Annotated in this window: 1 protein-coding gene (only partly in view); it reads left to right on the forward strand. The window is 73.2% G+C overall.

This entire window lies inside a single protein-coding gene on the forward strand: locus tag L1857_RS12880, encoding a toxin glutamine deamidase domain-containing protein. The 50,667-nt coding sequence extends 12,434 nt beyond the window's left edge and 22,360 nt beyond its right edge, so the window shows coding positions 12,435-28,307 (codon 4,145, partial, through codon 9,436, partial); the first complete codon in view begins at window position 2. The start codon and the stop codon both lie outside this window.

The following is a 15,873-nucleotide window of genomic DNA, read 5'->3' on the forward strand; positions in this document are numbered from 1 at the left end:
CGTCGTCAGCCGTCCGCCGGGGGAGTCCGGCGGTCGTGACGAGTGGAACGCGCGGCTGCACTGGAACGCGGCCGAAGGCGCCTACGTCGGCGCGGACGGCCGCGTCGAGTTGCTGCTCGACGGCAGGCCCACGAACGGACTGCAGGGCGCGGCCGACAGCGTCCGGGTCCGTTATCCCGACGGCACCACGGGAACTCTCGGGTTCCGGGGCGTGTACACACCGGAGGAGATCGCCGCGGACGGCGCGCACCCGGTCCGGTCCGCGCTGATCCGCGAACTGGACGGTCCGACCCGGCAGGCGGTGCTCCGCTTGATCACGTCGGATGTGGTGCGGGTTCCGGGACGGGACGTGCTGCTGTCCTCGGCACTGCCCGCCGCTTCGCCCACGACCACCGACGCGGGCGCCATCGACGAAGCGGTCGCGCAGGTGCTCGCCGGCGGAATTTCGGGGCTGGAGTCCGCGCGCGCAGTGCCGGATCCGGCCGGCGCCGGAACCCTGTGGCTGCTCGGCCTCCAGGACGGCATCGAGCTCGCCCTGAGGGTGCGGCCGGACGAGAGCGTTACGGATCCGTGGCTGCGCCTCCCGCCGATACGGGTCGGGGACCAGGTCGAACAGGCCGCCGCGGCGGTGCTCGCGCTACCACCGGTTCCCGTCGACGCCGACGGCCGCCGCGCCGCCATCGCGCATGCGCTGGGGCAAGCGGTGGAGCTGCTGCCGGGCACGGTCGACGCGATGGTCCGGCCCGTCGTCGAGAGCAAGCAGGCCGCCGTGCCCGTCACCGGCACGCTCGTTCCCGCCCACGTGCGCGAGCCGGGCCCGGACACCGCGCGGTCCCGCGAATGGCGGCTCCACGAAGCCTTCACGGCACTCGCCCACGGCATCCGGCCCGGCCCGGAGCCGGTGGCGTCCGCCGGGCGCCGGACCGGTCCGCTCGCCACGAAGGACGGCGAGCGGACCGAGGCCGTCTTCCGCAGCCGCGCGCAGCGGCACGGTCCGCTCTACACCAGCACCGCGGTCGCTCCCGAGGAAGTGCAGCGGGGCGGGCTGACCGGGAAGAGGCGGCGCGAAGTCCTCGACGAGGACCTCCAGCGCTCGTCCGCGGAGGCCCCGCAGGTCGTCGTCTCCAGTCCCGTGCTGTCCGTCGCGGCCGCGGACAACTCGAACGGCGGGGAAACGACTTACATCTACGAGCACCACGCCCCCGGCGGCGTGGACGTGGACGCCACCGCGGAACGGCGCGGCACACCGGTTCCCGGCGAGGGCCGGGTGCTGCACAGCCGGGTCGAGCCGGAGGACGTCCGGGGCTGGTGGCAGGTGAGGCGGACCCGGCACCGCGATCTGATCAGCGTCACCTGGCACGACAACCCCGCTTTCGCGGGGGTGCGGGCGCCCGCCGAAACCGGCATCGATCGGCTCGACGTCCTCACCGCGCAGGACGTCGCCGAGTTCGCCGTGCGCGGGTCCGCCCTCGTCGCGGCGCGGTTGGGCGTGCCGGTCGACGAGTTGGCGGGCCGGATCCGCGAGAAGGCCGCGTCCGCGTTCGAGTTGAGCGAGCAGGGCCTTGCGGAGGCGTTCCCCGATGACGAGGCCGCGCGGGACCGGTTGTCGCCGTACCTGAGTGCGTCCGGGGTGTACGACTGGGCGACCGGCCGGGTGGGGCTACGGGCCGGTGAGCCGCTGAGCGTAGTGGCGACCGCGTTGGTGAAGGAGGTCATCACTTCCTTCCGCGATGCGCCCGCCGTGGCGGCCGCGCGGTTCGACGGGGCCACCGCGGATCTGATGTTGCAGCGGGAGGTCGAGGACCACCTGCACCTGCTGGAGTGGGTGCGGTCGTTGGACGGTCCGCTGCCTGCCGAGCTGGCCGAGGTGCGGTCCTGGACCCCGGAGCTGCTGACCGAGGTGCTGCGGTATCGGTATCCGTCCACAACGGACCACGTCGACCGCTTCACGCTGGCGGTGGCGCAGGGTGATCCGGTCGTCGAACCGAGCCTCGGGCGGGAACGCCCCCAGGCGCCGGGCTGGATCGACGAGACGGACTGGCAGCGGCTGGCCACCCAAACCCACGACGCGATCGCCGGGTCCCTCGACTGGTTCGGCGAGCTGTCCACTCCGCTGGTGGGCCCCGGCGGCGTGGTCATGGGGATCCAGGTCGAGTACATGCGAGCGCTCGTCGACGCGCTCGACGAGTTCGACACGCTCTTCGACGACGCGACCGCCGTGCACCGTGCGTTCATCGTCGACACACTGCACGACGATCTGCTGCGTGCCGTCGAATGGGTCGACGCGTGGCAGGCCGAGCTGAGCGTCCGGGCCGCGCCGCCGCCGGGCTCGTCGATGCTCGAGCACCTGCGCAGGCAGGAGTTCTTCACCACCTGGATGGACACCGTCGGCGCGCCGCTCGACCGCCGGTTCCTGGGCCGGACGCAGGCCGGTGGCGAACTCGCGCAGGCGATCCTGGCCGCGGCGCTCGCGCGGCACATCGGCCCCGCGGACTTCGGGCGGTGGGTGGCCGTCGCCGAGGAGCTGCTACCCGCCGGCGAGGACGCACCGTCCTACCGCGACGGCATCACGGTGCGCGACCTCGTGGAGGTCGCAGCCGCGGTGCACGGCGCGGCCGACGGCCGCGGGCCCCTCGCCCGGATCCTGGACGGCATCGCCCGCGCGCAGCGGGAACCGGATCTGACGGCCGGTGCTCGTACGGCGCTGGACCGGGTCGCGGCAGAAGCGCGGCAGTTCGGCGAAGCCGTCGAGCGGTCGATCGCCGGCCGTGACCTGACCGCGGTGACGCAGGCACTGCCCGCCCTCCGCGAAAGCCTCGACGCCCTGGCGCGGGACCACGGCATCGACGTGTCCACGCCGGACTCGACGGCGGCCGGGAACGGCACGCCCGAACTGCCGGGCCGTCCGCCCAAACCCGCTCCGGGTGACACCATCATGGGCGCGGGTTCCGGCCCGTACGCCGTCGAACCGCCGACGGTGTGGGGCCGGGCGCAGCGGGCCGCGGCGCTCACCTCGATCGGCGGCGCGGCCGCCGTCTACTACCCGACCGGGGCGGCGCTGATGCGCCACTTCCTGGGCGGCACGGGACGGGACTTCCTCGTCGACCCGGACCGGATGATGCGTGAAATCCCGGGCCTGCGCCAGGACGCCGGACGGCAGGTGGCCTTCGAGGCACTGCGCCTGGTCCGGGCGGCCGAGGCGCGTGGCGAGTCCGGGACGTTCCCGTTCAGCACCCGCTGGCAGCGTTTCGACAACGAGCGCATGGTGGTGCAGAACGCCGACTGGCACCTGGCGCTCGGCACCTTCTACTACACCGTCAGCGGTGTCGTCGAGGTGGCGCCGGGGCCGGCCGGCACGCGGGTCGAGGTCCAGTACCAGGTCCACGTCTACGACCGGTACAACTGGCACTTCAACGTCACCACACCGTTCGGTGCCGGCGTCCGGATCAACCACTCGGTGTGGCAGGGGCTGCACCGGACGGGGCTCGCGCGCGAGTTCGACGTCGTGGGGTCGACGGGACCGAAGGTGCACCGGGGCACCGCCGCTTCCCTGCACGACCTCGCCGTTCCGCTCGAGCCGGCCCACTCGTGGTCCGGCCGGCTCCTCGCGGGGATCGGCTCCACCGGCCCGCTCGATACGGCCGGGCCGGACGGCCGCTGGCTGCACTACACGCGGCCGGGCGGGACCGACCTCTCGCTCAAGCTCGATCCGGCGACGGGGACGCTGGCGGCCAGCAGCGGCGCCGACACCGCCCGGGGCCTGCCCGCCTGGGACGCCGAGCTGAACTGGGACCCGGCGCTGAACGGCTACACCGGCGACGGGGTGCGGGTGCGCCTGATGTCCGGCGACACCCCGGTCCGCGACACCGAACAGGTTCCGGACCGGGTCGAAGTGACCTTCACCGGACAGGGCGCGCAGGTCACGCAGGTGCTGACCTTCGCCGGAACGCACACGCCCGGCGCCGTCGTCGTGGACACGCATCCGGTGCGGGCGGCCCGGGAGAACGAGCTGGCCAGGGCGGCCGCCGGCGCGATGCGACGGTTCCGCCGGACGCCCGCGGTGACCAGTTCCGGGCGGGACGTGCCGCTGTCCGGCCAGTGGCCGGACGCCGCCGCGACGACGACGGAGGCCGCCGTCGTCGAGGCCACGGTCCGTGAGCTGTTCGGCCGCGGGATCCCCGGCGCCGTGGAGGCGCAGGCGGTCGCCGACGTGTCCGGGCGCGGTGAGATGTGGGTCGTCCGCCTCGGCGACGGAGCGCAAGCCGGGATCCGGGTCCGGGCCGACGACACGGTCGACGGCTCGTGGCTCTACGTCTCCGGGCTGCGCGTCGATGGCGGGCAGGTCACCCAGACCGCGCCGATCGAGGTGGTCGTTCCCGCGGTGCCCGTGGACGCGGACGCCCGGGCGGAGGCGCTCGCGCTGACCCTGCGGCAGGCTCTGGAGCTGCTGCCGAGGGAACTGGAGAGGCTGACCGTCGGCGGCCGCGAGCCGGCCGACCTCGGCCGGCTGGTGCCCGACGACGTGCGGACGGAGCCCGCCGGCGCCACGGCCCGCGCGTGGCAGATCACCGACGCCGTCGCGCGGTGGCGGCGCGGCGAGGGGACGTCGCTGGGTGAGCCCGAGGGCCTGCGCACCGGCACCCTGCCGACCGCGGACGGCGGCGAGGTCGTGGCGCTGCACCGCAGCCGCGCGCACGCCCAGGACGCGCTCTTCATCGTCCGCGCCACCCGGCCCGAGGTCCTCGCCGAGGTCGGTGGCATCACCCGGACACCGGGCGGCGACCTGCGGTTCGACGACCTCCGGGCGCACGCCGAGCAACCGGGCACCGGCCAGGTGGCGTCGACCCGCGACCTGCTGGTCGCGGTCGATCAGCTGCGGGACTTCACCGGCTCCGTCTGGACCTACGTGCACCGTGCTCCCGCCGGAGTCGACCTCGACGCGACGCTGGCGCGCCACGGCGAAGAGGGCACCGGGAACGCCGAGGTCCTCCACGAGCGGATCGCGTTCGCCGACGTCGAAGGCTGGTGGGAGCACACCCTCGGCGAGAACGGGGAAGTGCTCTCCAGCAACTGGTACGACAATCCCGCCTTCACCGGGGCACGCGTGCCGGCCGAGGTGGTGGTCACGCGCCTCGACGACGGCGCGCGGGAGGAGCTGGCGGACTTCGCGAAGCGGAACGCGGGCGTGCTCGCCGACCGGCTGGGGGTGTCCGAGGACGAGGTGCTCCGCCGGATCGAGGCAAAGGCGGCATCGTCGTTCGAGCTGAGCGAGCGCGGCTTGACGGAGGCGTTCGCGGACGACGGGGCGGCGCGGGACCGGTTGTCGCCGTACCGCAGCGCGTCCGGCGTGTACGACTGGGCGACGGGCCGGGTGGGCCTGCGGCCCGGTGAGCCGCTGGGTGTGCTGGCGACCGCGCTGGTGAAGGAGGTCATCACCTCCTTCCGCGACGAGCCCTCGGTGGCGGCGGCGGAGTTCGACGGCCCGGTGGCCGACCTGATGTTGCAGCGGGAGGTCGAGGACCACCTGCACCTGCTGGAGTGGGTGCGGGCGTTGGACGGTCCGCTGCCTGCCGAGCTGGCCGAGGTGCGGTCCTGGACCCCGGAGCTGCTGACCGAGGTGCTGCGGTACCGGTATCCGTCCACAAGGGACCACGTCGACCGCTTCACGACGGCCATCCGCCAGGGCGACCCGGTGGTGGAGCCGAGCCTCGGGCGTGAACAGGATCTCTGGCTGCTGCGCGAGGCCGAGGACGTGCTGCGCGGCGGGCCGGGCGGGCACCCGCTGCACGTGTCCGCCCAGGTGACCGGTCCGGGCCGGGTGGCGTTGCAGTTCACCTACCGCGGCGGGCGTACGGCCACGATCTTCCTGCAGCCGACCGCCCGCGCCGAGGCGATCGCGGACCAGGTCCGGCTGATCGAGCAGCGCTTCGGCGCCGAGCTTCCGGTCGACGCCTTCGTCACCGCCGGTGAAGTGGAGGCGGTGCTTCGCGAGCTGGGCATCCAGGACCGCGCGGACGTCATCCTGTCCGCGCATCCCGACGGCGTCACGATGACCGCGCTGGACGGTGCGGGCCGGACGCACCGGATCGAGTTCCGGGCCGGCGACCGGGACCTGGAGGTGCATCCGGCCGTGCCGGGTGACGACGTGGTCCGCGTCGTGATCCCGACCCAGGCCGATCCGCGCGCCCGCCTCGCCGAACTGGTGGCGGCGGTGCGGGACGCCATCCCCGCGGGCCCGGACGCGACCGGCCCGGACCAGGGCCCCTCCGCGCCCGCGCCGGTGCCGCCGGCCCCACCCGCACCCGACCCGGCCTCACCCGTGCCGCCCGGCCCCGCCAGCTCCGGCGAGACCGCCGAGGCAACGGCCCCGGCGGCGGACGTCCGGGCCCTCCGGGACGAGGTGAACGCCGCCATCGCCGGCGCCGGCCTGCGCGACCACGGTGGCCAGGTCGCCGCACTGACCCACGAGGACCACGTCGAGATCGTGGTGCTCGACCGGTCCGGCCGCCGGCACCGCGCCGAGATCCGCCTCGGCGACGGTCTCTTCGTGGAGCCGCTCGCGCCGCTCGCGGGCGCGGACCGGTTCGCGGTCCCGGCGCCTGCCGACGGCCCGACCCGGACCCGGATGATCGAAGGCGAGCTGCGGGTCCTCGCCGAGCAGTGGGGCCTGGCCGACGCGGAACCCTTCGCGCCCGGCCCGCAGCCGGTGCAGTCGCCGGAACCGCTGCCGGTCACCCCGCGCCGTGCGCCCGTCGTGGAACCCGTCGCGCCCGCGTGGATCCGCCAGGGCGACGGCAGCGACGGTCCGATGCGGACACTCGCCGAAACCGTCGTCGCCCGGATGGCCGGGCACCCGGTCCAGGTCACCGCGACCCGCGCCGACACCGGCGAGGTCCACCTCCAGGTCACCTACGGCGACCAGCGGCCGTTCACCGTCGTGGTGCGCGAGGGCACCGAGGTGTGGCCGTACTTCCAGGACCTGCGCGACGGCGTGCCGGTGCGCGACGACACGTTCGGCCTGCGGACCGGCAACACCTACGACATCCAGCTGCCCCTGACGGCCCTCGGTGACACGCTGCCCGCCGTGGTGGCCGACGCGGTCCTGCAGATCACGCTGTCCCGCTTCCGCGCCCAGCTGAACACCCCGGACCCGGTCCGGTTCTCCCACGAACCGGGCGAAGCCATCCCGGCCGCGGTGGCCGAGCGCGGCGTGGCCCGCGCGGCCCTGGGCGGCTCGGCGCGCGACCTGCGCGTCACGGCGGGCCCGGACGCCGGCGCGGCCACCGTCCGCGCCACCGACTCCGGCGGCAGGCCCTTCCGCGTCGAGTTCCGGACCGTCGAGGGCATCGACGCGCCGCGGCTGCGGGTCGCGGCCGGCGACCACCTGCCGTACGTGGTCGAGGTGCCGCCGGGCACCACGCAGGCCACCCAGGTCCGGATGGTCGCCGACGGGCTGCGCAACGTCCTCGGATACCGGCACGCCGCGCTCGGGCTCGGCGACCCGCCGCCGCCGCGTGGGGAGATCCCGCCGGACAGCCAGGCGGATCTGCTCCCGGCCGTTCCCGGACCGGGCGCGCATTTCGGCGTCCAGACGATGGACCTGACCGCCCTGTTCCCGCAGGTGCAACCGTTGCGCACCGCCGCGGAGCAGATCGCCGAAGACGTCGGTGAGCGACACGCGGAACTTGACCGCGCCCAGCAGGCTTACCTGGCAGCCCTGAACGCGATCGAGGATGACGAGGCCTACTTGCCGTGGGTCGCGCAGGAGTTGGCGGAGCGGCTCAAGGTAGCCCCCAACGACACTCAGGTGCTGGAAGCGCTGGAAGCGGCCTACGACCTGAGCCGTGCCGAGATCGAAGCGCGCATCGTCGAGCCGGCAAAGGTGCTCGACGGGGCACAGGTCATCGAACCGCCCCCGAAGATCGCGCGCGAGATCATCGGACGGACCGCGGTGGACATGATCCGCCTCGTCGTCGACCACCGCACTCGCCTGCTGGTCACGGCCGTGAACGCCGGGAACCGGATGGTCGAGGCCGAACAGCGGTGGCAGCAGGCGCGAGACCACGGTGCCCGTGAGATCGAGCGGATCCGCCAGGACGCCATCGAAGACGGGCTCCCCGAGCGGTACGCGAGCAACGCGACGTCGGCTGCCCTGGCGCGTGTCCTCGACGAGGGCAGGCGGCCGGAGTTCAAGCCCCGCGCCTTCCCGGACAACGCCGGCAAGATCAAGTTCGGCGCGCGCGCCTACGCACCCGGCGACCTGGTGGGAGTGCGCCGCGATCTGGCCCGCGGCGTGCGTGAGCACGAACCGGCCCGCCGCGCGGCCGAGAAACGGTACCGCGCTGCCGCTGCCGATCTGCGTCAGGCGCGCAGGAGAATGAACGAACGCCGTGGGTGGGCGCCCGGCCTGCTGCGCGGTGAGGGTGACACCGCCACCGATGCGCAGACGGTGGCCAACGCGCTGAGCCTCCCGGTGGACTACGTCACCGCGAGCCGTGCCGCCGAAGGCAGGCTGCCGTTCGAGGGCAACCGGACGGAGATCCTGCGCTTGGCCGCCGCGGAGGTCCGCACGCGGCAGGCCGAGCTGGACCGGGCGATCGAGGCCTACCTCGTGGCGGAACAGGCCCGCGACGAAGCGCACCGGGCCTATGTGGATGCTCTGCGCGACGTGATCAAGGCCGCCGCGAACGACGGGGTCAGGCTCGTCGAGATCGCGCAGCGCACCGGCCTGAACGACAGCGAGATCAGCCGGATCACGGGCCGCGTGGTCGCGCCCGGTCGCGCGGAAACCGAATCCCGCTACCGGCTGCCCTACGTCGACCGTTACCTCGAAGCGCACGGACGACTGGACAGGTTCGCACGCCGCTTCCTCAGTGCCGATGCGTTGATGGAGATCGACGAGTTCACCGCCAAGATCCAGGCGATCGACGTGAATTCGCCCGACGCGCTGCAGCAGGTGCTGGACCTCGGGGTGCCGCAGGACTTCGCGCTGATGCTGTTCACCAACCGGCTGTCCACTCGCGACATCAGCGACGTCCACCACCACCTCCTCAGCTATGCGCTCGACAACCAGTTCCTCGGCGCGGGCCGGGAGAACTCGGAAGAGGCCAAGACCCGCAGGAAGCAGGTGCTCGCGTGGCTGAAGCTCGAGCCGAAGATGAGCCTCGCCGAGCGGCAGCTGCGTTACCGGGCGGCTCGGGGCGACCTGGGCCGGATCCTGTACTCGGCGATCCGCGAGCGCGCCTTCGGCGCCGCCGCGGCCAGTGGTGCCGTCTACTACGGCTTGGTCCCCATGCTCCGGGCCGGGCTCATCGACAAGAAGAACATCCTGGAACTGCAGGGCAAACTCGCCGACGTCCTGATGTTCAAGATGTACCGCGAGCTGTCCGAGGACGTGAAGTGGCGGGCCGACGTCGGCTTGGTCGGCACTCGCTGGGACATCCCCGGCGCCGAGGGCTACGACCTCACGATGCTGATGGCCGAGTTCGCCTACCTCGGCGCGGAGCAGACCGACGACAAGGAGGCCATCAAACAGCTGCTCGGCGACGAGGCCAACACCACCTACAACCCGAAGTGGACCAACCAGCTCAAGCTCACCGTCGCCGCGGCGGTGCAGGTCAAGGCCGATCTCGCCGAGGGGAGGCTCACCGGCACCGCGGCCGAGGAGGCGCGCGCGCTGCTCGGGGACCCGGATTCCCTGACCTCGCCCATGGACAAGGCCGACTACCTCGACCAGCTCGTCCACAACGGTGAGACGCTGCGGTACCTGCTGCGCTCGGCCGGCCGTCCGGAGATGGCAGCGAGCCTGCCTGCCGAGGTGCCGGACATGTTCAACCCGCACCTGCTGGCGAAGCTGCGCGCCAACCGGATGACCGGGCAGACCTTCCTGCTGCACAAGGACAACGGGTTCGCCACCGTCGACCTGAACGGGCTGTTCCGGGCCGGCGATCCGGACGAGCGCGGTCTGATCCCCATGATGGCGCTGATGAAGCACCACCCGGAGTTCCGGAACAACCGGATCATCTGGGCGCACATGGGCGTCGGCAACTGGACGACCCTCACGGTCGACCACATCGACATGCTCGACCGGATGATGCAGCTGGTGCCCGGCCTGCACCTGGACTTCTCGTGGACCCCGCTCGGCCAGTACCTGCGCGACAACCCGGCGGTGTTCGAGCGGTTCATCCAGTTCGCGGTCAAGTACCAGGACCGGCTCATCTTCGGTTCGGACGGCATCAGCATGATGCCGAGCACGCAGCTGGACCGGCACGCCACCGAAATGGAGCCGGTCTACCGCGCGATCATCGAACGTCATCCCGATGGCGAGGCGATCGTCGCGAAGCTGCGGGGCGGCAACTACGTCCGCGTGACCGGCGACGCGGAGGGCGACGGGGGTCAGCGGTTCGTCGACGAGTACTTCTCCCGGCACCACAACGCCTGGCTCGAGGTTCTGTCCGGCAAGCCCCCACACGTGGTCGAGGGTTTCCACCGCAAGGCGAAGGAGCTGATCGACAAGGGGCTCGTGCCACATCCCGACCAGGCCGTCGGACCCGGTGTGGGCATGGGCGACGGCTCGGACGTCCGGTCCGCCGAAACCCCGGCCGATCGCAGCCAGCGGTTCGTCGACGAGTACTTCTCCGATCAGCGCGACGCCTGGCTCGCCACGATGGCCGACGCGCCGGAGTCGGTGCGTGAGGCGTTCCACGCCCGCGCTCAGCAGTTGTGGGACCAGGGTTTCCGGCCCCGCGACGGCCAGGCGGTGGGCCCGTCCGGCACCCGCGACGGGAACTGGCGCGAGAACCCGCAGATCCAGTCGTTGCACCACGCCTACCAGATCGCCTACGGCCCGTTCCGCCAGGCGGAGGGTGCCAAGCAGGTGGTGCGCGACATGAAGTCGCAGATCCGCAAGGCCGTGGCCGACCGTTTCGCCCAGATCCGCGACCGCAAGGGTCTCCAGCCCGTGGAGACGGACGAGCTCGGTCTGCAAGCCCCGGTCGAGGCGCTCATCGCCGCGCACTACGCGATGCAGGCGGCGGAGGGCCTGAGCCGGGAGGAACAGGAACAGCTCGTCGGCAAGGTGCTCGCTGATGTGTCGAAGACGGAGAATCAGCGGCTCGCGACGGAAGAGATGCAGGAGAAGCTCCACGCCCATTTCCGCAGGCGCGGATTGGTCGGCTGGACGACCGTCGCCGCCGCCGCGACAGCGGGAGCCACTGCCGCCGTGGCCGGTGCCGTTCCCGCGGCCGTGCTGGGGGCCGCGGCCGGTACCGCGTTCGTCGTGCGGTCCCTGCTGACGAACTTGAAGACCGCGCACACCCAGAGCATCCGGGTCGCCGTCGAATCGATCATGGAGCGCGAGCGCGTCGACGTGGAGTCGGTGCATCGCCTCATGAAGATGACCCGCAAGCTGATGGTCAACGAGATCTCCCCGGGCGGGCGGAAGTTCCGCGGCGACTTCGCCCACATCGTCGCGCGGGTGGTCACGCTGTTCGAACAGCGCGTCAAGGAGATGCTGAAGGCCTACATCGCCGCCGTCGAGCTGGGACTTCCCGAGAACGTGGACGCGCAGAGCCGTCGCGTGCTGGCGAACATGGCGTTCTCGCGGCTGAAGGACTACGTCAACCGCATCCTCGGCGCCACTTCGGACTCCATCAACCGGATGAACCCGACGGCGGGGGTGTTCGGCCGGCTCTCGCATGTGCTCACCGCCGGGACGTGGCTGGTCAACGCGATCTACCAGCTGTACCAGGCGGTGCACGCCTCCGGTATGACCGCGTGGGTGTCGGCGGCCTACCTGCCCTCGTCGATCCTGTTCGGGATCACCGCGATCCCGGCTATCTGGTCCTACTACGACCCGGTTTCGAAACCGGGAATGCGCAAGATCCAGAACATCGTCGCCTTCCCGTTGCTCACGATCGCCAACGCCGGTCTCACCGCGCAGTACATCGGCGATTTCCTCGCCGGCGGCGGAAGCGCCCTCAACATCGTCGTCGGGACCACCTTGACCGCCGCCACCGCGGCGCTGTCGAGGTTCGGCTTCCGGATCGAAGCGAAGCGGGGCCGGGTCGGCGCCAAGCTCGGTCCCGGCGCGATGTTCTTCGCGCAGAGCGCCCTGACCGCGATCGGCGCGTCGATGATCACCAGCAACCCGGTGGTGCTGGCGGCGACCGGAGCGTTCGCGCTCGCCGGCCCGGCGATCTACCTCGCCCGCGGCGCGTGGGCGAGGTTCCGCGCGATCGATCGGTTCAAGCCGTCGGTGCACACCCGCTACGAGGGCGGTGCACCCGCGCGGGCGCCGCGACCGGAGATAACCGCGTCGGCGTCCGGAGACGGCAGTCAGCTGGAGTGGGGCCGGGTCCGTCGGGGCCTCGACGCGGTCGGCCGGCTCGCGCACCAGCCCCACCCGGCCACCGCGGCCCAGCAGTCCGCGCTCGCCACGCAGGTCACCCGGAACCTGCGCGAAGGTGATGCGGAGAAGCTGGCCGAGCACACCCGGCGGTCCTCGCGCGGCCCGGCCACCGGTCCGGGGCCCCGTCGTGATCCGGCGCCGGGCCCCAGCCGCCCGGCCCGGACGGTGCACCGCGGGGACGATCCGTTCGGCACCGGCCGCGCCGACCGCGACACCGCCCCGCTTCCCGCGCCGCGCACCGGCCGCGACCCCGGCGGCCTCGCCGGTGGTGCGTTCGCCTACCACTCGCAGCCGGGCGAGACCCCGGGCGACGGGAGTGTGTTCGGGGAACCCGACGTCACCCCGTTCCGGGAGCGCGAGCACCACGTGCTGGGCCGGCCGTGGAACGTCGGGCAGGCGGCCGAACCGGACGAAGGCTTCGACGAGGCGCTCGCTGCGTGGATGCGCAACCACCACGGTGTGCCAGAGGCGGACGGGGTGTGGCAGTTCGCCGACCCGCAGGGCAACACCTTCCGCGCCCGCGTGACGGTCGATCCGGCCGCGCCGCGGCCGCGGCTGTACCCGCCGGGGGCCGACGGTCTCGCCGAGATCAGGCTGCCCGGGATGCCGGCCGAGCCGAGCCACCGCACCGTGCTCCTGGGCAAGACGATGACCCAGGCCCTGCGGCTGCTGCCCAACATCGTCCAGCCGGTGGCGTCCGCGCCGGTGGGCATAGCCGATCTCGTTCCCCGCCCCGGCACGCCACTGTCCGCACAGGACGCCGGCCGCGGCTTCGCCCGCCTGGTCCGGGGCGTCACGTTCGCGGGCACCGAGGTGTGGCTCGAAGACGCCCGCACCGACGAGAACTCGGTCCACCTGCGCTTCGCCTCCGCCGGCGAAGAGTTCGTCGCCCTGCGCACCTTCTTCTGGGACGGCGGCACGCTGCGGGCAGGGCACGACCACGTCGCCCAGTCCCCGGTCGCCACGGCCCTGGACGAGTTCCTGCGCGAGCGCTACCGCGAGTGGGGCGTGTCCTCTGTGGACGAGTCCGTGTCCGGCGAGACGGCGGTGACCAGGGCGCTGGCCGGTCAGGGCTGGGCTCCCGGACAGGAGGGTCCCCGGTCGGCGCGGGAGGTGCTGGCGCACCTGACCGAAGAGCTCCAGCACCTGCGCGACGGCCGGAGCCGCCTGGCGAAGCAGCTCGAACTCGGGGCGCGGGGCGGTGCCCAGCAGACCGCCCGCCGGTACGGCGCCGCCGACCCGGACACGCTCCTGGACACGCTGAACCGGCAGATCGCGGCCGTCGAAGACATCCTGGCGCGTGGCGGGGACGACGCGTTCGGACGGCCCGATTTCCCGTCACCGCGGGAAATCGCCGAGATCGGGGCGCCCGGCCGGGCCGCGCTGAGCGCGCCGCGGTCGGTCCGCCTCCGCGCGGACCTCTCCGCTCCGGAGCGCGAGCCGTCCTGGCGTCCCCAGCCGCCGGCCGTGCTCACCCTGGCGTCGGGAGCGGATCTGCCCCTGCAACGCCACGACATCGTGTACGACGAGATCACGATCGACGAGCTGCCCCGGCACGAGACGACCGGTGGCTTCGCGCGGACCGCCGGGGAAGCCTGGAACCTGCTCGCCGCCGACGGCAGGCTGACCGTGTCGCTGCCGGTGGCGGTGTCCCCGGACCACGTGGCCGAGGTCCGCGCGGGTCTCGGGAAGTGGTTCGCCCGCACGGAATACGTCACCGTGCCGGGGGAGCGGCCCCGGATCGTCGCCTGGATGCCGCGCGGCCGTCCGCTCCCGGTCCCGCCTCCCACGGGGCGCGTGCACCTCGCCGGTGCCGGCATCGCCGCGGCCCGGCCCGACGGCGAGTTCGACCACGTCCGGTTCGACGACCTGCCGCCCGCCGCGTTCACCGGCCCGGCGATCGCCGCGGTCGCCAACGGCATGGCGGCCCTGCGCGACGGCGGCACCCTCGCCATCACCAGCAGCATCCGCACCGCGCCGCACCTGCCCGACCTGGTGCACGCGCTGGTGGCGTCCGGCGCCACCGCCATCACCGCGGACGGCGACGTCAACGTCGCCATCACCGCCGAGAAGGGCGAGCCGCGCGGCATCGGCCGGGTGTACCGCGAGGCCGTGCGCCGGCTCGAGGCGGCGGGCGCCGATCCCACCGACGCCGCGCTGGTGCACGCGCGGGCGCTCGCCGGAACGACCGGAACCACCTCCGGGGAACCGCGTCCGGTGACCCTGACTCTGGACAACTGGCGCCACGCCGACCTGAGCGGGGAGGCGCTTGCCCAGCTCGCCGACGCGCTCCCCGCGGGATCGACGATCCGGATCACCACCTCGTCCACCGCACCGGCCGGGATGATCCGGGTCGCGCTGGAGACGGCCGGCATCGCGGTGACCGCGGAGACCACCACGGGCAAGACCGTCATCACCGGGTACAAGCGGGAGGCCCCCGCCGCGCCCGTGCTCGTCGCACCGCCGGAGCCCGGCGACCGCCCGGCGGGGCTCGCCGGTTTCTTCCCGCACCAGGGGATCTGGGCGCCCGGGTTCGAGCACGCGGTGCGCGACTGGTTCCGGGGCCTCGGCGGATTGGCGGATGTCGTCGACGTGCGGGCGGTCAGCATGGGCGGGCGCGACACCATAACGGTGGTCGTCGACCTGGACCGCGGGCAGCCGCACGCCGCCACCCTGGAGGTGCGGCTGCACCGGGAGGCGGACGGACGAATCCGGGCCGAGCACCGGTACCCCGGTGCCCCGGACGCGCCGCCGCGGGCGCGGGGACTGGCCCGGGTGACACCACTGCTCGATGACATCTACCGCGAAGCGGGTGTCGCGGAGGTCACCCAGGAGGTGTCCGGGCAGCGCGGCGTGCACCTCGTCGAGGCCGGATACGGCTGGCACCCGGGCGAGCGGGGCCGTCAGGACGCCGCCCGCGCCCTGGCTCACCTGCGGGACATGCGGAACGCGATGGCCACCGCGGTACGCCGGAACCAGCCGTTCGAGGTCACGTACGGAACGCTCCGCGAACCCCGGACGCGGCGCGCGATCGTGCAGGCCGACGCACTCCTGCTCCGGGCCGCGGAACACGAGTTCGGCACCGCGGGATACCCCACCGCGCGGGAAATCTTCGATTTCGGCCGTCCGCACGTGCGTCTCGGGTTCACCGATCCCTGGCCGGGCAAGGACGTGCTGCGATCGATCGGGACCTGGACCGCGTACCGGGAACCGGCCGGGGCCACGGGTACCGGCGGAGCGGCGGCCGTGTCCCGAGCGGTCCCGGCGGCGCCGGCCGTGGTGCTCGACGGCGCCGACGCCGGGGCGATCAGGGTCCGCGACGGCGAACCCGCCCCGGAGATCGTGCTGCGGGGCGTCCGGCCCGACCGGGAGACCGGCGGCGTGGCCGGCGTGGTCGACGCCGCCTGGTCGAAGCTGCGCCACGACGGCCGGCTGGTGGTCGAGGTCGAACCGGGCGTGCCGGT

The sequence above is a fragment of the Amycolatopsis thermalba genome (genome assembly GCF_023376025.1).
Taxonomy (GTDB): domain Bacteria; phylum Actinomycetota; class Actinomycetes; order Mycobacteriales; family Pseudonocardiaceae; genus Amycolatopsis_E; species Amycolatopsis_E thermalba.